Here is a 20,811-nt window from a genome sequence, read left to right on the forward strand (position 1 = left end):
CGAAAATGATGATGCGTCTATTCCGTCTTGCCGGGATCATAGCTTTAGTTTCTCTTCCTATGCTTCTCATGATCGGCTGTTCAGCCACCAAGAATAAGAAAGGCGGCCCGGAGGTCGACTCCAAATGGGTTGTTACATCTGAAGAAAAACCTGGATCTCCCAAGACTCCACCTTGGGATATAACTCCAAAGGATTCTGAGGATGGCCCGATAACTCTGGACCCCTCAGGTTTTCAGAAGGATCCAGCCGGGGCGCCGGTCGATGATCCATTCTACCCTCCTGAGATCAAGAAGATCAGAATTTATCGGAATCAGCAAAAACCGAAGTGCCCCTACGAAAAAATCGGTTTTGTCCGAGCGCAGAACCTAGACGCCGATCACGCCGAAAATATGTTGAAGGTTAAGATCAGCGCATTGGGCGGTCATGGGGCCGTTGATGTCAAATGGTTCACTTTTGATACAGATCACGGCGAAGAGACTTGGCTCTTGGGAACCGCTTTTGTATTCACCGACTCCAACTGTACCGAAGGCTGGTAGCCTGCCATCATACGGTATGTTTTGTTGCCAGATGGCGAATTGGTGTTTTGGGCCCCGGGCGTTATCTATTCGCCGGTTTCTTCCAGATAGAGGGTCAATTTTCTAAGATCAAGGGCCGCGGCCAAAAGATTTCGATAGGCGGGGTATTGATCGGGCTCGATTGCCCTGTCATTCCATTTCAATTCATATTCGACCCGTAGATATTGATCGTCGGTGGACGGAGTCAATGTATAGGAAGTCTCATGCCAAGAGTATGCCTCGGCGTTGACAGGGTTCAGAAGTTTGCAGGATTTTGGGAATTTGACAATCCAAGTCAGGTTGATTTGTGTCTGGTTTAATGGAAAGAGCCTGGATCGGCACACGCTATAAACGGGGTTCATCCCTTGTGGCCGGAGATCCTTCAAGTCAAGAGGAGGCAGAGGGAGGCTCACAGGGATGCGTCCCCGCTCATCCTTCTCGGGTATCGGTGCGGTGACATTCACCTGGAAAAGCATCCGGTCGGGCGATGATTCCAAAATCCGGATTTTATCGATGGAGGTGCTGTCGGCCCAACCTTCAGCCCATGCTTCGATCGCGCCTTCCGGATTTTTATGTTCCATGAGCAGGGTCCGGGGACCGCTGAGACAGCCGTCGGCCTTGCCGGCGCCGCTCTCCAAATCCCAAAATATGTCGATCTGAATGATATCAATTCCATTCGCCGGATCGATCCAATGGGGAATACCTGGATAGATGGCCAGCTGCGGCCATGAAGCGGCCGCGATGCGGAGTGATTGTACAATTCCCGTAGATGGATTTACCATGAAAAGATCACCGTTCCGGCCCACAACTTGAAGGATGGGATCGGCAAAAGGCTCAAGAGAGGGGACATTGTGGCTCAGGGTCATCCATCGTGAAGGAAGGAGCACTTGAAATTCGTAGTTGTTGCTGCGGCAGAAGGCGGCGAAGAGGAGAGAGCGTTCAAGGGGTGTCGCCGTTGATGTTTGTAAAATGCGCTCCAGGGAGCGGGGGCTCCGGGTGGATCGGAGCGGTGTGTAACGGATCAAAGCCGTATGATCCCGGCAGACTCCAGCCCAAGCCTCCATCTTTTCCAGGTCGCCGATGAACGGAGCCGCCTTCTCCAGGTAGGTCATGAGCGGGTCAATCGATACGATATCCGAGAGGTTCTCCCCCAGAGCGGCGCCAAGACTTGCGGCAAGGAGATCCCAATCCTTTTGGGCCGAAAGATTGATGGCGGATGATTGATCACCGATCCGATAGCTTGAATCGCCGGGACCGGGAGGAATGTTTTCTATCCGCCAAAGGAGACTGTTGTTTTCCCGTCGGGGTTCAGGGATAGAGAAGAGGGTTCCCGATGGATTCACCGATTCCCCATGCAGAGCGCCTTCAACGAAGATCTCCATTTCCAAAACCGGATAGGTATCCTGAGGGAATATCGTTTCGTTAAATGGAATCTCGGAAGGTCGGATATCACGAAGGGTCCAATCCAAGAGGATCGTGGTGCCGGGCTCCAGGCCGACATGAGTGACGACCATCTCGCGCTGGGTAAGATAATCCACCGATAAGTCAAGCGCGTCCGGGGTGACCTCATTGGCGGCGTTTTCCGGCGAATCCTGAAATGATCCATCGGGGAAGTAGGTTCGGGCTTTATGAAGGGTCAGCTCCTGGCGACTCGAATCGTATGCGATGCGAGGATCACCCAGAATCTCGAGGGCATGTTCGCTGCGGATCTGAATCAATCGCTGATGCCGGAATTCAAGCCGGCCGTCGTCGAATTTGTAATAGCGTCCGTCGAAAAGAACAAAGCCGTCATTTTCATCCGAGAGAATCAGAGGAGGAGCAGCCAGAACCCGTTGAACCATTTCGGATTCATTCAATGGCCCGCTGGTCCCCGTCGCGGCCCTTACGCTGGAAAGGTTCGCAAAGAGAATGAGTGAGGCGATCAGCAGCCATCCAATGATATATCTTTTATTCATGATTCTCCTCACCTTGTTCCATAAAGAGATTCGTCGGCCTGCTCTTGAAGCGCCTTGACGACCTCCTGCAGCTCGGGGATCAGACCGGAGGGTATCATCCGTTTCTCAATTTTGAGCTCACCGTGCAGATGGAGGGACGGACCCTTTGCTTCCCATTCCAGTGTTGCAGCGCCCATCTCGGCTTTTCTGTCAAGGTTCTCCGGCGGCTCAATTTTGAAGCCGTCGGGCAATGTTATCTTTTCTTCGATCTGGATCAATTGGGGGGCCCAGAGAAAGAGGTCGTGTTCACGGGTCGGTTCGATGGGAACCGCGGCAAACCGCGACCAAGCGGGGTTGTGGGCCAGCAGAGTGAGAGATGGGGAGCTGAAGATAATATCCTTTCCAATGAAATCGGCGTAGCCGGGGATAGCGTATTTGATTTCAATGCTCATATCTCCCGAGAAATCCCGATGATCCCCGAGTGTATAATCACTGATGATGATCCGGTCAGAGAGTTGGCCGAAACGTCGTTCCAAAGACTGTTTCAAATCACGCTTTAATTGACCTGCCACTAAATTTCTTAGTCCTCCGTCGGAAATGCCACGGCCGGAAATTTTGAAAACGCCATTTAGAGACCCATCCTTTGAGATCCGAGCTTCATTCCGTACAGTGAGGAGGTTCTCAGCCGGATCAAAAGCCGGGATGATGCTCAATCCGTCACCCTCTGGATTTCCGATGACATAGTTTTGTTCACCTTCCCAGCGGCTCCAAATCGGGCGGTTCCATGGAGCCCAGGTTGGATCCAGCATGATCGTTTCGCCCTTCTCCGTTTCAAGGGCGACCACGCAATGATTAAACTGATCGGCCGGAAGATCTTCCACCCTTGAACCGGCCATTGTCATCGCGGCATAGGTTTTAAACCCGGCGGATCGCAGCATTGTCACGAGCATGCCAGCGATATCCTTGCAGACACCGCACCGGTCTTGAAAGGTCATCGAGCTTGGATGAATTGTATATCCTTCGCCGGCGCCCATATTCAGGCCGCTATAACGGATGTTCTGCGCAACCCAGTGGAGGAGTAGAGCCATTTTATCTTCATCGCTTTGAGCGGCGGAAACGATGTCTTGTACTTTGGCGTCGATCTCCGGTGTTGATTCAAAGACCCACTCATTTGTTTCATAAAACCAGCGGCTCTTATCTTCCCAATTTTCAACGGTAGCCATGACCACTTTGGGGACGAAATCGCTGAGATCGGGCATTCGGGATTCATAAGTAACGGCGGAAATCCTCTCGCTCCAGAATCGGTAGATGAAAGCTTCGTCCGTGAATCGGAGGCTGCTCATCAAATCGCCATTATACATTGAATATTGCAGAGGTTTATCGCGAGGCAACCGGACCTCATAAACTTTCTCAACCATGGGAAGGTCGCCTTGAAATAAAACGACGTCATAGAAGTGGCCTCGCATGGGAGGGATGTAGAGGCTGTCTTCCGAGGCGACAGGGGTGAAGGACGACGGCTCCTCTGTGAGATAGGCTATTTGGAAGCCTTTCATATATGTTAAGATTTCCACCGCGTCTCCCGGCATCAGCCGGGGAAGACCCAAGACCTTCATTCTTCCACCCCAATATATGAGGTCGGCCGGTGCGGTGACGTCAACCGCCGTTTCTGGATCAACATCAATTGTGGTGGAGTCTGCGTGGTATATGCGGACACTGCGAATTTCAATGATATTGGAGCTGGTATCATAATCAAAACGAAGAGCCCGGGTGGCCACGGCGCCGGCAGGTTTCAATATTTTAATGAATTGATGATGATATCTGTGACTTAATCCACTCTCCTCAACCTCGATCGTCGTTCGATCAAAGAGCAGAATGCGATCAGCCTCTTCAAAAATCGGGTCGGATGGTTCAGACATAAGGGCCAGTGCATCGGGCGATGGTATGTTCGCAGGTGGGTCAATGGCATGAACGCTCCCGCAGAAAAGTGTAAGGGCGAGAATCACGAACAAAAACCGCATTATTTCTCCTTCCGCCCGGAGGCGGTCTCCGGGATCGACTTCATCGTTGCGTCGTATCCCATCCTGTCATGATATTGCGGATGATCTCTTCCATCCGATGGAGGATGCGATCTGCAAAGGCTGTACATTTATCTTCCGTCAAACGGGCAAAGTCGACGGGTGATTCCGGATGGTCATAGATGATGACGGGTCTCGGGGTCGGTATGGCCGTGACTCCCTTGAAACGGTAGTAGGCCGGAACCGCTTTTTGTGGAAGGTGATTTCGGATTTCGGGATGCAGGCCGAGGAGAAGCCCCATCTCGTCTATGCCGGCATGCCCCATGCCGCCCTCACCGAAGATCTCGACGGCATCGGGTTGCCCCTCGAACCACCAATCAATAACCGCGACATAGAGATTGATCTCTCGAAACAGGCGACCTGCGGCTTTCTCCAGGGTCGCCGTATTGCCTCCATGTCCATTAATGACCAAGAGCCTCTTCAGACCGTGCCGGGCAAGCGAACGGCCCAATTCAAAGAGAAACGAATCGAGAACTGCTTCGCTCAATGAACATCCGCCGGGGTAGGCCAGCAGGGATCCCGTAATCCCATACGGCATCAGCGGAAGGGTCGGCAATTCCAGCCGTGTCGAAAGATGCCGGCACAGAGCTTCGGGGATCAGGTTGTCGGTTCCTACCGGGCCGCCATTGTGGGCTTCTATTGTCCCGATCGGGAGGAGCGCCGTTTCAAAGGGGTGGCGGGCATGATCACCGGTTGACAAATTCTGCCATTCCATAGGGACACCTTCCAAGGTTATCGGTTCGTTTGATATGGGAAACCCGCCAAGAGACGCATCCACAGAGGTTCCCATCCGAAGGTTCGGTTGGAACGGAGTCTATAGGGAAAGAAAGCGACCGGCAAGTCCGGAGCATTAAACTCTCTTGCCGGCCGGTGGTATGGGATATGATGGGTGTGGAAGCTGTTTCAGAATTCCGCCCATGGATCGCAACAGCCCGAACGCCGGATCGTATACTCCAGAGAGTCCCCGAATCTCTTCAGTCGAAGGAAAGGATGGATGGCGATGACCTTTCGTATGTTATGGAACGCCTTTTTGTTCCTTGGGATGTGTCTCTTCCCCGCTTGTCAAAATAATCCCTCAACGGAGTTGCGGCTGGAAGATCTCGAACCGGATCAGTCGGTGAATGGCTTCAGGGTCCTGAATCTCTATGAGGATGGCTCTGAGCAGATCCTCGGCGCCCGCTTTATAAACGAGAAAAGCGGTTTTCTGGTCGATTTTCTGCGCATTCAGTCGGTTCCGCAGGGCTTCATGTGGGTTAAGTCCATTCCCTTGAGCGATCGAGGCGAACCCCATGCTTGCGAACACCTGCTTCTTGGGAAGGGCAAGCAGGGGAGATATGTCGCCGCCTTGGAGGATATGACCCTGGGCAGCAGTTCCGCTTGGACGAGTCAAATCACCACCGTCTACCACTTCAACACCCTTGCCGGAGAAGACGGCTTTTACTCTACTCTGGAGGCGCGTCTCAAGGCCCTGCTCGCCCCATCCTTCACTGATGAGGAGATCCGCCGGGAAGTCTGCCATATCGGGGTTTCCGATGATCCGGCCGATGGGCGGTTGACCTTGGAAGAAAAGGGCACCGTCTACACCGAGATGATCAGCTCGTTTGAGGGGCCCGGGTATCCTCTCTGGGGGACCATGAGCGATCTCCTTTATGGCAAAGATCATCCGTTGGCCAACAGCGCCGGAGGGCATCCTGACTCCATGCGAACCATGGTTCCCAAGGATTTGAGGGATTTCCACAGGGAGTGTTATCATCTCAGCAATATGGGGATGATTGTCGCCATTCCGTCCGACATGGATCTGTCTTCCTTTTTGAATCGAACGGGTGGACTTCTGGAGAGATGCCAGCCCGGCTCCGATTCAAGCCCAACCCCTGGGATCGGTTTTGTCGACCTGCCGCCGCCGAGCCCTTCGGCTCAACCGGGTCATATAGAGATCATTCCCTACGCCAGCGAAAACCCTGAAGACAGAGGGCGCATTCTCTACGGCTGGCAGCCGGATCTTGAATACGATAACTTCGAAAGTTTTCTGTTGGATCACTTCCTGGATGCCTTTGCCGGCGGCTCCGATTCCAATCTCTATGATCTCTTTATCAATTCCCAAACCCGCACGATGGATATCGGGGCCACCGGCACCTTTGGATACAATAGTGCCGAGCCGGGCCATCCGATCTTCTTCGGGATATCGGGGGTAGAGAATGGGTACATCACTGAAAAGTCACTGGCTGAGATTCGGAATCTGATGGTCAACGAGGTTCAGAAGCTCGCCTCGTTTGAAGACAATTCGGAGGATCTGAGAAAATTCAATGACCGCGTCGCGAGCCTCCTGGATCAAAGCGCCAAGGGCTATGAACGGAGCCTCAACTCGCCTCCGATGTTCGGTTACCGGCGGGGAACTGCGGGCCGCTGGCAATCTTATCTGGAGTTCCTTGAACGTGAGGGGGGATTCAGAAAGTCACTTGTACTAAAAAATCATTTTGCTCACGCACGGCAGCTCTTGGATTCGAAAGCAAACTTCTGGCGGAGCTATATCGATCATTGGAAGCTGATCTCAATGCAGCCGGTGTCCGTCGGTGTCTATCCTGATGCCGGCGTATTGAAAAAAGCTTCACTTGAGAAAGAGCAACGTCTTGCCTCGATCTTGGCGGATTTTAAAAAGAAATATGGCACGCAGAATGAACAAGAAGCCATCGCCGCCTATAAAAGCGAATTTGACAAGAATAGCGAAGCGCTGGAATTGCTGGCGGCGGAGGAAGAAATCCCCAAATTTATCGACAATCCCCCGCTGACCCTCGATGACCAGTTGGATTATCAGGTGATTCAATTGCCGGGTGGCATCGAGTTGGTGGCTTCAACATTTGAGAACATGACCTTTTCAACCGTGGGATTGGCGCTGAAAATGGATGTCGTCCCGGAATCCCATCTGGTGTATCTGCCCCTGCTGCCCAGCATTATAACGGAGATCGGCGTTGAGAAAGATGGGAGAATCGTTCCCTATACTGAGATGATGGAGCGTCTTCGCAGGGAGGTCATGAATTACAACGCCCATTATGATGTCGGGCGGGAAACGGGGCGGATTGAATTGGTTCTGGATGGGGGCGCGGGTGATCCCGAGGAGATCGTTTCCCTCTTGGAATGGATGGAAGCATCGCTCTACGCTCCCTATCTGAACGTGGAGAACCTTCCGCGGTTAAGGGATATAGTGGATCAATCACTCGTCAGCCTCCGCGGAATGATGCAGGGAGGGGAAGAATCGTGGGTTGATGATCCCGCGAATGCCTATCGTTTCCAAGACAACCCCCTTTATCTTTCAACCCGGTCATTCCTGACGAGGGCACATCATTTCCAGAAACTGCAGTGGCTGTTGCGGGATGCGGGAACCGAGGATGAGAGTCGGATGATCGCGCAGTTCTTGGACGACCTCCGCCGTGACGGCGATGGAAAGAGCCGAGATGAGCTTCTGAAACTGCTACAAGCGTCGACGATACCTTCTGATACGGATTACTGCCGCAAAACGTGTACGAAGATAGTTGAAACCCTGCAAGCCTGCCTGCCCGATAGTCCCGACGCAGATCTTGAGAATGACTGGCGCTATGTCTGCGATCAAATCAAAGAAGATCTAGCAGCACCTCCGCAGGCGGCGCTTGATGGTCTGAATGAAGTGATGGAGTTGCTTCTTCGGACGGATAATGCGCGCTTCTATATGATCTCCAATACCGCGAATCGGGAAGGGAGTATTGAGCGTCTGAAGGAGTTTGCGGGAAAGCTGGATGATCAAACATCCTCCATCCGGCAAACGTACAGTTCTCGTATGAATATCTTTGAGCGACTCGCGAAACGCGAGAATCTGACGGAACGGCCGGTTTATGTCGGATTGATCAACAAGAACACGCGGAATGGTACGCTGGTTTTCTCAGCTGCAAACACGGCCATCTGGAATCCGGAAGAGGAGTCAATCCTGGATTGTTTAACCGGCCGGCTTTATGGCGGCAGCGGCGGACATGGGCTCTTCATGAAAACCTGGGCTGCAGGTCTCGCTTACAGCAATGGGTATGGTTACGGGTCCCAGAGCGGCCGGGTCAGCTACTACGCCGAACGATGTCCCGATGTGGCGCAAACGATGCGATTCGTCGTAGATATTTTGAAGAATGCTGAAATCGATGAAAAACTCATGGAATACGCCGTCGCCGGAAGCTTCAGTGGATCACGGGCGGCCGGGCCTTATGAGACAAGAGGCATCGCCATGGCTTCGGATTTGGTGGATCACTTCGGTCCTGAGGTGGTTAACCGATACCGGCAAGCCGTCTTGGATGCCCGCAAGATTCCCGATCTTGCCGGGAAGCTGAATCAGCGAATGGAAAGGGTCTATGGACAGGTGCTGGCAGGCTACGGCCCGAAGCTAAAAGAAAGTCGCGACGGCGTTTTCTTCCTCATCGGACCCGATGAGCAGTTCGCCTCACTAGAGGAGTATATCGCCACCGCGGAAGAGCCCCAATCCGTTCATAAGCTCTACCCCAGGGATTTTTGGCTTGTCGGCGGCAACGATTAAAAAGTAACAATCAGCGGCCGGAATCTCACTCTGTCGGGATCCCGGCCGCATCATCTTCCAGAGCATAGTCATTGATATTAATAAAGCCGCCTCGCGCAAAACCCATAAAGATCTGCTTTCCAATCTCTACATGCCCCGGCGCATTGGGATGTATACCGTCCTTGCCGAAGAGGGAACTCTTATCGGGGATGTTGTCGAAAATCGCGGCGCAATCAACGAGGAGATTCCCCGTATTGCGGGCGACTTCGCGAACGACATGATTGTATTCAGAGTGAATCTTGAGAAGAGAAGCCTTGTCGATTATAAAACCATCGTTTACAAGATTATCCGGAACATCGGTCCATTGTGCGTATGCAGCGGGAGCCGTGATGAGGACGACCTGTGTTCCTCGTCTTTTCGCACATGCAATAATCCGCTCAAGATTCTGCCTGTAGTCCTCGCGCTCCACGCGGTGTAAAGGCGACTTTGCCTCCGACCCGGCTGCTTTGCGGATTGAAACGCTGAGGCGCAGCAAAGCCTGCAATATTCGCACTTTGGAAGCGGTGTCGAGGATGAATTGAGTGGATTTTGACGGTAATATTTGGTCTTTGTCCTGAAAATGCCGGGCCAGCCAGTGATCATTCCAGCCGAAATAGACCGTTATGATATCCGGTTTGAGATTGGTCAATTCAGTTTCATATAGCCGCAATCCCTGAAAACTCGAATAGCCGGGGACACCGGTATTGATGACCTCATATTTCAACCCGCTGTCATTTTTATTGAGGAACTGCTGGAGCGCGGTGGTATACGAGAAGGCGGCCCTCAGGCCGAAAGTGCAGGATCCGCCCAGGGCGATGATCCGAGTGGTCCCCTCGGGTTTATCGGTTGTGAATTCCCCGCCCCGGTATCCATGTCCATTGGTCTGTAACGCCGGATTGTTCGCTCTGAGACGCCAAAACAGATGATCATCCGGAATAAAATCGTACTGCCCTTTGTGTCTTTCCGGGTATTTGTACTTATCGTCGGCGAATTGTATATAACGGGGAATATTGTGATACTCGAATCCGGCGACACGCAATCCGATTTCAACAATAAGAAGAACAAGAAGAGTGGCCGTGATGGTGAAAAGGATAGACATGCCCCGGGATGGGTGCGTCTTTGCGGTTGACTTATTCTGGGGAACCATATTTATGACTCCCTTTTGTATGAATCCATAGGGAGCCTAACGAACAATGTGCAGCGTTTCAACCGCAACCCCATCCGGCGTGACCAAGCGCACCGGATAGGCGCCGGCTCCCAAGTGAAGCGTCGAAGGCGAAAAGGAGAACTGGTGATCTCCGGGCGTCCTGTGGCCGTTGAGAAGATCCGCGATTCTTCGACCGCTGATGTCAAAGAGCTCAACGCGTACTTTCCCAGCGGTGGCGGTCCTGTATCGGATTTCAATGGGACCGTGCGCTGGATTGGGCGAGCAGACTAATCGGGAATGAAACGTCTCATTGGGATATCCCCCCGGGTTTCTTTCATCAACCGAGCTGGATGCGGGGGGAACCCAGAAATCCCAAATACCGCGGCCGTAAGTTCCAAATCGCATGACGCCGATTTCGGGAACCCACTCAACACACCAATAACAGGTCAGCGGCGCTTCGGTGCCGAGGATGGAAACCCACTGAGCGGCACCGGCTTCGTAGCGATAGGGACCCGCCTCGCAAGCGGCATAGGGTGTCTCGCCGGCGTCATCCCCCAGGGCCAATTCCAGGACCAGGGTAAAGGGCAATCCATCAGAGAAAGGCTCCCAGGTAAGACCCCCATCGGTCGTCCGCCAGATGGGATGGCCCAAATATCCACTGCCGCCGGCATAAGCCAGTTCACGGTCTCCGGGAGATGCCACAATCGATGTGCCGTAAAAATACTGCGAGCCGGGTCCGTGATCCGATTGAGTCCAGCTCAAACCGGCGTTATGTGAGAACCACATCTTTCCATCATTGGTGACGCCGTACCAGTACTCGCTGTCCGCAGTGGAAATGGCGAGGCCGGTTAGAAAGCCGCCGCTGCTGAAATCCTGAGACCCTTCGATCATCTCGTAGGTATAGTTGTTTTCAATTCGCTTGCAGTGCCAAAGATGATCCCCGCAGAAATAGAAGGCTTCCGCATCAAACGGGTCGGCGGTTAGAGATGGCATCCAACTGCAGGATTGGGTCGGAAAATCAAGCTGGAAAAGATATTGGGGCGCCGTTTCATTTTTTTGAATAAGGATGAATCCAGGATAAACGGAATAAAGCCAGTTGTGATCGCGAATGGTGGAAGCAAGATGTCCATAATCGCCACTGATCAATTGATTGAAGGGTATCAAGGCGCCACGGCTCCCGTGATACGATTGCTGATATCCCTGGTCCTGAGCTCCGGCGACGATGAGATAGGGATCATTTTGACTTGTAAAAGTATCATAATATTGACTGACACCCAGTCCCCAAAGGGAAACATTGTGAATTGTGATACCACCGTCATAGGAGACAAAGGTGCCGCCGTCGGTATTGAAATAGATGGCTTCCTGGCCGCCGACCATATAGGCATTCATTCCCGGCAGGTCGGCATGCAGTTTTCCCTCAGGGTTACCGTAATAGTCATACCAATTATTCACTTTGTTGAAGGCGCTGCCGCCGCTCGTTGATCGCCAGCATTCGACGCCCGCATAGAAGACGAGGTTGGGGTCTGTGATGGAGGCGAGAAGTGTTTCCCAAAAATCATCGATATCATGCTTCCAGGCCCAACTCTGTCCGGCATTGGATGATCTGTAGAGCTTCCATTGGCCGCCTTCCTGAAGGGCGGCATAGAAATGGGGGGCGCCCGCTTCAGAGCCGGTCAGCACCACATCGGCTACGGTGGCGGTGCTGGCCGTTCCCACCTCCTGAAAGGAAGCGGCTTGATCGTCGGATCGATAAATCGTACCCCCGGCCATGACATAGATCGGCCCACCGGCCACCCGGTCGATCCAAAGATCACAGCGGGGATTGGCTGGAAAGACGATTCGCTTTTCAAATGTCAGGCCGCCGTCGGTCGATCTCGAGATGATAAAACCATAATCATAACCACCGCCGTCCAGATATTGCCGGGAACGGCTTAGATAGTAGACCGTCCGCGGATGGGAGGGATCGTGGACGATGCGTCGCGATTCATAAATGTCGTCGGGAACTCCCTCGGGAACGAACCAGGTCTGCCCTCCATTGCTCGAAGCATGGATCGTTCCTTCGTTTCCGTAGGAGGCAAAGCCGGGTCTCAGTGTAAAAACGATTTCCGGTTCCAACGGTCCATATCCGGGAGGAACGACCAGAATTTGGTTCGAGCCCATTCCCAATCCGTCTGAAAGAGCGACCCAGTCCCGGCCATCAATAGTGCCCTTCCAGATCCCGCCGTGATTGGCTCCAATATAAAGGGAGGCACCATCGCTGCTGGGCGCCGCGGCATGTGTCCGTCCGGCCTGATTGACACTGCCGATTTCCTTCCACTGACTTGATCGTTCATCCCGCTCTATTTTCGCAAAGCGTTCCAAGGAGAGGGATCGTCGGTTCGCCTTTTCGATGAGGCGCCAATCGACATCCGGCGGACACCGGTGAAGACTCTCCATCCATTCCTCACGGAGCCGCTTTCGTTCTTTTCGATCGTGCTTCCACTGGGCGATCTCCGTCGGCGCCGGAGGCGCGGTCCCACCGTTGAAAGGGGAGGAAGGATCAAGCAGGGCAACCGGTTTCGCCACTATGGTGACAGTGTTACGATCACCATCACCCATAAATAGATCCGGCAAAAGGCGCGGGCATAGGTTCGGCCATAGGTTCGCTATAATGGCGCCTGCGGACAGGCCCAACACGACGATTCCGAGGAGAATTCTTAATTTCATCTGGGCCTTTCCTTCATTTTGCAGATATTGTGCACATCATTGTGCGAAGTATGGATGATCTTGGTCAGCGGCGGGATTGCATGTTTCCCGATACCTGCAGGTCAAGAATATCACAAATGGAGCGGTGAACCAAATGGGGGCACGCTGAGTCAGGGTGGGGGGCCACAGCACCGGCCCCCCGCCGGCGCAACGATCAACTCCCCATCAGCCAGGCCGAGAGAAGATTGACCGTCGCTTTAAGGTCGTCTTTGTGAACCATTTCAACCGCCGTGTGCAAATAGCGGCAGGGAACGGAGAGGGTGATCGCCCTGCGGCCGCCGCCATAACGCTGCATGGCTCCCGCATCGGTGCCACCCATCGGAAGAATCTCATACTGGAATTTTATCTTTTTCTTTTTCGCCAGAGCGGTGAAATCATCCAGCAGGGACTTAGTGCTGATTGACCAGCCATCCATAACCTTTATAGCGACACCATCACCCAATGTTGAAATCGATTCCTCCTTCTTTGCGCCGGGGGTGTCGACGGCGAGGGTCACATCGATGGCGATCGCAACCTCGGCTTCAATATTCTGCGCCGCCACCATGGCGCCCCGGAGTCCAACCTCCTCTTGGGCGCTGCCCACCCAATAAATATCGTAGATATTCTTGCCTTTGACTTTTTTGATTGCGTTCAGGGCGATCCAGGGGCTGATACGGTTATCCATCGCCTGGCCGCAAACATGAGAACCCATTTCAATCGTGGACTGTTCAAGAACGACCGGATCTCCAATTTCCACCTTCGATTTCACCGTGCGGGCGGGAAGACCGAGATCAATCATGAACTCGGAGATCATAGGAATCTTTTTCTTCTCTTCCTCGCCGGCGACGTGGATGGGCCGGGTGGCGGGGTTTAGGATTCCGATCAGATCGCCGGAAGCCGTCATGACGCGAACACGCCGTGCGAAAAGATTCCGCGTATCGAATCCGCCGGCATGATGAATACGCAGGAATCCCTGTTCATCGATGTAGCGCACGTAAAATCCGATTTGATCCAAATGGCAACTGAGGATGACGCCCTTTTCTTTTTGGCCGCTCTTTCTCTTTGCAGCTTTTATGGTACCGATCAGATTACCGATACTGTCCTCATGCAGTTCGTCCCACCATCCCTTTGTATGTTTCCGGATGAGATCGCGCACCCGTTCTTCTCGACCGGAAATACCGGGTGTTTCCGTCAGTTGCTTTAGAAATTCCATGACTTTGCCTTTCTTTTATTCCACTCTTTTCTTTCACCGGCCGGATTTGCAGTACCGACTGAATCCCGGTTGAATAGTAAAGAGCCGGATCCAAAATGCAAAGGTGAAATCAATGGATCGTTTGGGAATGACCTGGGAAAAGAGACGGACGGATATCCAGCGGCGCTTTGAGAAAATTGTTGACCGTTATGATGTCGCCAACACCTTTCTAAGCCTCGGCTTGGACGACGGATGGCGCCGGCTGGCCGTTCGTGAAGGAGTACGCGCGGCTGAAAAGAGATCCGGCGTCCCATTCCCGGAAGAGGGCCTCTGGCTCGATCTGGCCTCGGGGACCGGAGCCATGGCGCGGATTCTGACCCGCTTCAATATCTCCCGGGTCCTGCGATTGGATCTGAGCCCCGTCCTTCTTCAAGATCGATACAGAATGAGAGGGGCGCCGTCGGGGATGCGAGTCGCCGCCGAGACGCACCGGATTCCTTTGCCGGCAAACTCGGTTTCTGGGGCGTTGATGGGATTCGCCACGCGCCATATTCCGTCATTGGATGAATATATCGGTGAGGTCGCGCGGGTGCTCGCGCCCGGCGCCGTTTTTGTTCTGCTCGATATGGACATGGGGCGAGGGCCCCTCTGGGGACCGGTCTATCGATTCTATTTTCGTCATATCCTTCCAATGATGGCAGCCCTCCTGACCCGCAACGGCGAAACCTATCGTTGGATGGTGCGCACGGTCGAGGAAGGGCCGAAACCGGAAACGATTGTACCGGTTCTTGCGAGCGCCGGTTTTCAAAATATTGATCTTCGCTATCCATCCGGCGGGGCGGCTTACCTCATCATCGCGCTTCGTTAAATGAAGGGCTCGCCCAAAAGCCGGTTGCCATTTTCAATAAGGATCTTCGTTTTTACCTCAAGGGGAATATCCAACTCTATAAAGTCGGTCAGGCATTCTTGAAGTGACGGTACGCCCGGTCCCGGCCAATCGCTTCCATAAAGAACCTTGTCGGCTATCATCTCAAGACGCGGGAGGATCTCGGGTATCCGGCGCGCCGGGATGCTGGAAAGATCCAAATATAGATGTGAATGGCGCCGCGCCAGGAAAACCGCCTCGTCATACCATAGCGGTCTCCCGCTGTGGGCCAGAAGAATCGTGAGTTCGGGAAAATCAATGGCGACATCATCGATGAGCATGGGATGACCCAAGCGGCTTCTCGCTCCTGGGAAAGAAGAGGTTCCGGTATGAAAGGCGACCGGCAGTTTCAGATGCTGAGCCGTCTCATAAAGGACAGCCAATGGATGTCCAGGCTCCTCAAGATAGGCATTCGGAGCCATTCCCTGGTGGGGCGGATGAATCTTCAAGCCCCGGAGCCCCCGGTCAGCCAGATCCCGAATCCGCCGTCCGATATCGCGGCAGTTTTGAAGATCGGGGCAGCCGAAGGCGACCAGGCGGCTTTCATACCCGCGAATATAGTTCACCGTCCAATCATTGATCTCCTCTCCGGAGCCGATGACGGAGGAAGCGAAATTCATCAGACCGACACGCTGAACTCCCAAGCGATCCATCTCTGATATCAGAAGATGGGGATCGGCGATGACGCCCTCAATAAAAACGGCGTCTTTTCTGCCGCGACAAACGATCTCCTTCACCTCGGGGCGGAGCTGGTCCCAGGGTTGTACATGGATATGGATGTCGGTGATCCCTTTCAAACTTTGATTCAAGTGGCACCCCCGGGGGTTTTACAAAATGCGGTTCCCTTTGGAGCCGGGTTAGATTTTAAATCCTTTTAAAACGACCTTGCCGACCGCCCGCCGTTCCTCGAGGTATCGATGCGCTTCGGGGAGCTCCTCCATCGGGAAAACCCGGTCAACCACCGGATGCAGGAAACCCTTCCGAACCAGATCGATCCCGCGCTCAATCTCTCCCCTGGTTCCCATAGTAGAACCCAGGATCTGAAGGTTTTTGAAAAAGAGATGCCGGAGATCCAATTCAATCTTCGGATCGATAGTCGCTCCACAATTGACGAGGCGCCCTCCCAGATTCAGGCAGGACAAACTCTCGATAAATCCTACGCCGCCGAGATGATCCAGAACGATATCAACCCCGCCGCCGGTGATGCGCCGGATCTCCTTCCGCACATTTTGTTCCGTACTGACAATCACCTCCACGGCTCCGAGTTCGCGCACCCGGTCTGCCTTGGATGGGGTTGCCACGGTGGCGATGACCTGAGCCCCCCAGAGCTTTGCGATTTGAATCGCCATGGAACCAACGCCGCTGGCTCCGGCTTGAACAAGAACCCATTCACCCGCTTGCAACGCGGCCCGGTTGACCAGCATATGCCAGGCCGTCTGCAGAACGAGGGGAACAGCGGCGCCTTCTTCGGGTGAAAGGTTATCAGGATGGGGGATGAGGTGGGATGCCGGCACAACGACCATGTCAGCGCAGCCACCGTCACGGGATTCACCGAGGATGCCGAACCGCCGGCAGAGGTTGTCACGGCCTTCGAGGCAGCGGGGACACCGTCCACAACCGATGCCGGGCGCGATGAGAACCGGATCACCGGCGCCCCAGCCTTGAACACCGGCTCCAAGTTGATCGACCAGGCCCGAGACGTCGCAACCAGGCGTGAGAGGAAGGGGAAAGGTATGGCCCGGCACGCCGCGGCGGACCCAGAGATCGAGATGATTCAAGGCGGTCGCCAAGACCTTCACACGGGCCTCGCCGGGACCCGGCTCCGGAATACGGGCCGATTCCTCAAAACGAAGGACCTCGGGACCACCGTGTTCAAAGACTCTCCATGCTTTCATCCCTGCCTCCTTCAAGACGGTTTCCTTCAATTGTGTTATCCGGGGGATGGGGAGGGCTGTCATCCGCCGGGGGCACCCAGCGCCCGAATTTCCTTCCTATTATGCCGTTACCCCATGCGGAAACAATCTCCGAATCGGCCTGAAAGTCCTGGGGATCGGCACCGTGATCGGCCGAAAATGGGAAAGAACCTTTTCATAGCGCCGGAGGGGCACTAGAATCGCCAAATTGGAGGGCATTCCGTGACGCGAGATTTCTCTCAGACTCGACAGATGGACCGTTTCACCGGGACAGCGCCGGTTGAAGGCTCCCCAGCCTACAAGGCGACCCTCGTGATTCCCGCTTACAATGAAGAGCAGGGAATCGTACCGGTTCTCGAAGAACTCAAACGGTTAGGCGATGCCTACGAAATTCTGGTCGTGGATGACGGTTCAACCGACGGGACCTCCGAGACGGTTCGGAGGAGCGGTGTGAAGGTTATCCGGCATCCTAAGAACCGAGGTTACGGGGCAGCCCTGAAAACGGGGATCCGCGAAGCCAAATCCCCGATCATCGTGATCACCGATGCCGATGGAACCTATCCCAATGAACGCATTCCCGAATTAGTGGCTCGAATGAGTGATGTCGATATGGTGGTGGGGGGAAGAACCGGCACCTCGGTCGCCATCCCGTTGATCCGGCGCCCCGCCAAATGGTTCCTGAACCGCCTCGCGAATTATCTCTCCGAGGCCGATATCCCCGATCTGAATTCCGGTCTCCGGGCTTTCCGCAGGGATGTGGCGATACATTTCTTCCCCATCTTTCCATCTGGTTTCTCATTCACCACGACGATCACCCTGGCCATGTTGGTGAATGGCTATATCGTGGAATACATCCCGATTGATTATCATCACCGCAAGGGCAAATCCAAAATCCGGCCCATATACGATACGCTGAATTTTATTTCTCTCATCGTGCGGACCGTTCTCTATTTCCGGCCGTTGAAGATTTTTCTTCCCATAGCCGGTCTTCTACTTCTCGCTTCTCTGCTTATTTTTATAGGAAGCTGGCTGTTCCTCCCGAAGATCATGGACGCGACGGTCAGTATCACCTTCATGTCAGGTCTCCAAATGGCCGCGCTCGGTCTGCTGGCCGATCTGATCGATAAGCGTTCGGGCTGGAGTGGATGAGGAGGAGGCGTTGATCATAGGGCTTGGGATCGATATGATTGAGGTTGACCGGGTGCGCCGATTGAGAGAACGGCATGGGGAGCGATTCCTCGACCGCATTCTTGGACCTTTGGAGAAGGAAGGGATGCATGGGGATCCGGATCAATATCTTGCCTCCCGATTTGCCTGTAAAGAGGCGGCGATGAAAGCCCTCGGCACAGGCTGGGGCAGGGGAATCCGCTGGGTTGATCTTGAGATCGTTAACCTTGAATCCGGAAAGCCGGTTTTGAAGTTTCATGGGGCCGCGGGGGAATTGGTGGCTGAACTGGGCGGCAAGGCTCATGTGAGTCTCAGTCATCTGCGAGGTCACGCGGTCGCTATCGTGATTTTGGAGGAACAGAATGTATAATGTATCTGATATAAAACAACCGCTGTCCCGGAAGCGGCTTCCCATCGTTTCGATGATAGCTGTGATGAGCTTTATGGCGCTCATGAGCTGGTCTTCGCCCGGACTCGCCTCGCCTGATCGGCTTAAAGGACAAACGATCCTCGTTTTCGGGCGGGATTCGGTGGATACCCGGGTCAATGCTTTGCGGGACAAGCTTTGGAGTCGCGAGGAGCTGTCGCGCGGCCTCGCGGAACTCTTCTTCTGGGAGATCGATTACCAGGATGGCCCGATCCTCGAGTGGGCCGAGAAGAATAAAAATACAGCGGATTGGATCGTTATGACGGATGACCTCTCCGATACGATTTCGACTCAGCTTTATCCCTTGTTAAAGAGCTATACCGAAATCCACCCGGATGAGCTTCTTACCGAAGGGCGCCAGCAATTCGAGCTGGCCAATATCACCTTGAACCCTCCGCCCACCAGAATGTTGGGATTTCACGTCACCCGCTTGGGCCGGTTTCTTTATGCAAAGAGCGACTCCTTGATCATGAAAGCCGGCGTCCAGGATCGCGAAGGTGTCTATGACGGTTATATCCGATTTATCTGGGATTGGGTGCAGCAGTTTCATCAATGCCACGAAGGGATTATTCAAAAACATACGTCAAGGATCACGCAGGAAGATTGGATTGTCGCGCGGTTGAAACCGAATTGCCCGGAAGGTAAGAGGTTTCGGGTTATCGGGCAGTACATGGCCCTGGACCCTGACATTTTTCTCTATAAACACCGGTTTGTTATCATGAGCGAGGAATGCGGGGAGCAACGGACGATTGAAATTCCCTTGCCGCATTTCAAGCTCTTTATGGAAGAGGTCCAGCGGCTTTCAGAGGAAGAGAAAGGAAAGCTCCTGGAGGATAGGATCAAACGTCGTTGAGACCGCGACTTCTCGCCGTATTTCCCGATAGACCCTGGCCGCCGACGGCGGGCAACCGGGTCAGGAATCTTTCTCTTCTTCAAGCGCTCTCGGGTTCGTTTCAGCTGACGATAGTCTATTTGGCCCATGGACCGGAGGAGGCGGACCCGCCGGAAGAGCTGCAGAAGCTGGGACGGGTCGTTCCCTTTTTAGCCCCCCACAAACGATCACGTTTTTCCTGGATCAGAAACCATCTCAGGGCGCGTCTCCGGAATTTCGAGGGTCTTAGCCGCATCGCCTACTTCCAAAGTCCTCCGGAATTCGGGAAAAGAGTGGAGGCGATTCTCAAGGAAGAATCCTTCGATATTGTACACGTAGCCTATTGGTATACCCTTCGTCATCTCTTCCCCTTTCCACGTCCACCTTTGTGGTGTCTTGACACGCATGATGTCTTCTTTGAGAGAGAGGCTTTGCTCTATGGACGGATCCCCCCGCGCGCAAAATCGGAAGAATTGCGGATGCTGCGGGCTTACGATGCGGTCATCGCCATTACTCCCCGGGATGGTCTGATCTTCAAACCATTGTTATCTGAGGAGACTCAGCTTATTGAAGTGGGGATGGGAGTCGACGCAAAGCGCTGGAGTGAGGCGGATCCGGCGCCCGATCTACCGCCGGACCGCGATTGGATTGTTTTCTATGGAGCGATGGGAACGAAACCAAACCTCATCGCAGTGAAGGAACTCACTGAAAATATCTTCCCGGGAATCCTTGCCCAATGGCCACGCGCCGGTCTTCTGCTCCTGGGCTCGTCACCCCATCCCGATATCATCGCGCTCGGCCGCCGACCGGAAATTCACGTTCCAGGAACGGTTCCCGATCCAGCGAACTATCTGCGGGCCGGCCGGGTTCTAACCCTTCCTCTCCGCGTTTGTTCAGGATTCCGCAGCCGGGCCGTCGAGGCCTTGGCGGCTGGGATTCCCATCGTCGCATATCCCGAGGCAATGGACGGCTTGAAGGTCGAGTCGGGTCGCCATTGGGTTGCCGCCGGGAATCCCCAGGAGATGATAACTGCGGTGGTTGGACTTCTGAAGGATCAAGCAACCGCTGGAAAAATGGCGGCTCTGGCGCAGAAGGAAGTCGTAGAGCAATACACGTGGAAGTTGACTTATGGCAGATTGGCTACCATCTATCTCGATCTTCTACTGGAGAACTAAGCTTGTGCTTCGAAGATTGCATTTGGCGTGTTTCCTGCTCACCTAGCAGGGTATGTCGAAATGTCGAACCTATTTCAAGCCGCCGCACTGTCCCAATCCGCATTGCCGGTATCACAAGAAACCGGAGGGGTGGAGCTATAAAA

The 20,811-nt window shown here is 53.9% G+C and carries 15 protein-coding genes; 7 read left to right on the plus strand and 8 right to left on the minus strand.

Annotation, left to right across the window (positions count from 1 at the left end):
- The first annotated feature begins 5 nt into the window (after positions 1–5).
- Positions 6–536 (plus strand): hypothetical protein, encoded by a 531-nt coding sequence (locus KJ970_16360; GenBank protein MBU2692494.1) that lies wholly within the window; start codon positions 6–8, stop codon positions 534–536.
- A gap of 65 nt (positions 537–601) precedes the next feature.
- Here the strand turns inward: KJ970_16360 and KJ970_16365 are convergent, their stop codons facing one another.
- The 3 genes from KJ970_16365 to KJ970_16375 are packed head-to-tail and all read right to left on the minus strand — an operon-like array spanning position 602 to position 5,278.
- Complete coding sequence (locus KJ970_16365; GenBank protein ID MBU2692495.1) at positions 602–2,509, minus strand: DUF3857 domain-containing protein; 1,908 nt, start codon at positions 2,507–2,509, stop codon at positions 602–604.
- Between the two features lie 8 nt (positions 2,510–2,517).
- Positions 2,518–4,506: a DUF3857 domain-containing transglutaminase family protein gene (locus tag KJ970_16370; GenBank protein ID MBU2692496.1), complete on the minus strand. Its 1,989-nt coding sequence runs from the start codon at positions 4,504–4,506 to the stop codon at positions 2,518–2,520.
- Positions 4,507–4,546: 40 nt separating this feature from the next.
- Entirely contained in the window at positions 4,547–5,278 is a 732-nt protein-coding gene (locus KJ970_16375; protein ID MBU2692497.1) for a creatininase family protein, read from the minus strand.
- 285 nt (positions 5,279–5,563) lie between these two features.
- Between KJ970_16375 and KJ970_16380 the strand changes: the two genes are divergently transcribed.
- On the plus strand, positions 5,564–9,109 hold the full coding sequence (locus KJ970_16380; protein ID MBU2692498.1) for a hypothetical protein: 3,546 nt from the start codon (positions 5,564–5,566) through the stop codon (positions 9,107–9,109).
- A gap of 25 nt (positions 9,110–9,134) precedes the next feature.
- On the opposite strand, the gene KJ970_16385 is transcribed toward KJ970_16380, so the two are convergent.
- From KJ970_16385 to KJ970_16395, 3 genes are all read right to left on the minus strand, one after another.
- A complete protein-coding gene (locus KJ970_16385) occupies positions 9,135–10,274 on the minus strand; it encodes a hypothetical protein (GenBank protein ID MBU2692499.1) in 1,140 nt (379 codons plus the stop codon).
- A gap of 36 nt (positions 10,275–10,310) precedes the next feature.
- Entirely contained in the window at positions 10,311–12,980 is a 2,670-nt protein-coding gene (locus KJ970_16390; protein ID MBU2692500.1) for a hypothetical protein, read from the minus strand.
- Positions 12,981–13,173: 193 nt separating this feature from the next.
- Entirely contained in the window at positions 13,174–14,211 is a 1,038-nt protein-coding gene (locus tag KJ970_16395; protein MBU2692501.1) for a M20/M25/M40 family metallo-hydrolase, read from the minus strand.
- 112 nt (positions 14,212–14,323) lie between these two features.
- On the opposite strand from KJ970_16395, the gene KJ970_16400 reads away from it, so the two are divergent.
- On the plus strand, positions 14,324–15,058 hold the full coding sequence (locus KJ970_16400) for a class I SAM-dependent methyltransferase (GenBank protein ID MBU2692502.1): 735 nt from the start codon (positions 14,324–14,326) through the stop codon (positions 15,056–15,058).
- On the opposite strand, the gene KJ970_16405 is transcribed toward KJ970_16400, so the two are convergent.
- Both KJ970_16405 and KJ970_16410 read right to left on the minus strand, forming a co-directional pair.
- On the minus strand, positions 15,055–15,924 hold the full coding sequence (locus tag KJ970_16405; GenBank protein MBU2692503.1) for an amidohydrolase family protein: 870 nt from the start codon (positions 15,922–15,924) through the stop codon (positions 15,055–15,057). The genes KJ970_16400 and KJ970_16405 overlap by 4 nt on opposite strands.
- A 48-nt stretch (positions 15,925–15,972) precedes the next feature.
- Complete coding sequence (locus KJ970_16410) at positions 15,973–17,010, minus strand: zinc-binding dehydrogenase (protein MBU2692504.1); 1,038 nt, start codon at positions 17,008–17,010, stop codon at positions 15,973–15,975.
- Positions 17,011–17,280: 270 nt separating this feature from the next.
- On the opposite strand from KJ970_16410, the gene KJ970_16415 reads away from it, so the two are divergent.
- Genes KJ970_16415 through KJ970_16430 form a run of 4 tightly spaced genes read left to right on the plus strand, consistent with a single transcriptional unit; the run spans position 17,281 to position 20,668 of the window.
- The gene (locus tag KJ970_16415) at positions 17,281–18,177 is read left to right on the plus strand and encodes a glycosyltransferase family 2 protein (GenBank protein MBU2692505.1); all 897 of its coding nucleotides are present in this window, start codon (positions 17,281–17,283) and stop codon (positions 18,175–18,177) included.
- Between the two features lie 10 nt (positions 18,178–18,187).
- Complete coding sequence (gene acpS / locus KJ970_16420) at positions 18,188–18,565, plus strand: holo-ACP synthase (GenBank protein MBU2692506.1); 378 nt, start codon at positions 18,188–18,190, stop codon at positions 18,563–18,565.
- The gene (locus KJ970_16425) at positions 18,558–19,475 is read left to right on the plus strand and encodes a hypothetical protein (protein MBU2692507.1); all 918 of its coding nucleotides are present in this window, start codon (positions 18,558–18,560) and stop codon (positions 19,473–19,475) included. The genes acpS and KJ970_16425 overlap by 8 nt, the downstream gene beginning before the upstream one ends.
- Positions 19,472–20,668 carry a glycosyltransferase family 4 protein gene (locus KJ970_16430; protein MBU2692508.1) on the plus strand — a complete coding sequence of 399 codons (1,197 nt, stop codon included), beginning with the start codon at positions 19,472–19,474 and terminating at the stop codon, positions 20,666–20,668. The genes KJ970_16425 and KJ970_16430 overlap by 4 nt, the downstream gene beginning before the upstream one ends.
- Positions 20,669–20,811: the final 143 nt, after the last annotated feature.

The sequence above is a fragment of the Candidatus Eisenbacteria bacterium genome, assembly GCA_018831195.1.
Classification (GTDB): domain Bacteria; phylum Eisenbacteria; class RBG-16-71-46; order CAIMUX01; family JAHJDP01; genus JAHJDP01.

Excerpts from the sequence above, each read along its gene's own strand:
- KJ970_16360 (MBU2692494.1), top strand. The coding sequence starts at position 6 with ATGATGATGCGTCTATTCCGTCTTGCCGGGATCATAGCTTTAGTTTCT.
- KJ970_16365 (MBU2692495.1), bottom strand. The coding sequence starts at position 2,509 with ATGAATAAAAGATATATCATTGGATGGCTGCTGATCGCCTCACTCATT.
- KJ970_16370 (MBU2692496.1), bottom strand. The coding sequence starts at position 4,506 with ATGCGGTTTTTGTTCGTGATTCTCGCCCTTACACTTTTCTGCGGGAGC.
- KJ970_16375 (MBU2692497.1), bottom strand. The coding sequence starts at position 5,278 with ATGGAATGGCAGAATTTGTCAACCGGTGATCATGCCCGCCACCCCTTT.
- KJ970_16380 (MBU2692498.1), top strand. The coding sequence starts at position 5,564 with ATGACCTTTCGTATGTTATGGAACGCCTTTTTGTTCCTTGGGATGTGT.
- KJ970_16385 (MBU2692499.1), bottom strand. The coding sequence starts at position 10,274 with ATGGTTCCCCAGAATAAGTCAACCGCAAAGACGCACCCATCCCGGGGC.
- KJ970_16390 (MBU2692500.1), bottom strand. The coding sequence starts at position 12,980 with ATGAAATTAAGAATTCTCCTCGGAATCGTCGTGTTGGGCCTGTCCGCA.
- KJ970_16395 (MBU2692501.1), bottom strand. The coding sequence starts at position 14,211 with ATGGAATTTCTAAAGCAACTGACGGAAACACCCGGTATTTCCGGTCGA.
- KJ970_16400 (MBU2692502.1), top strand. The coding sequence starts at position 14,324 with ATGGATCGTTTGGGAATGACCTGGGAAAAGAGACGGACGGATATCCAG.
- KJ970_16410 (MBU2692504.1), bottom strand. The coding sequence starts at position 17,010 with ATGAAAGCATGGAGAGTCTTTGAACACGGTGGTCCCGAGGTCCTTCGT.
- KJ970_16415 (MBU2692505.1), top strand. The coding sequence starts at position 17,281 with ATGGACCGTTTCACCGGGACAGCGCCGGTTGAAGGCTCCCCAGCCTAC.
- KJ970_16425 (MBU2692507.1), top strand. The coding sequence starts at position 18,558 with ATGTATAATGTATCTGATATAAAACAACCGCTGTCCCGGAAGCGGCTT.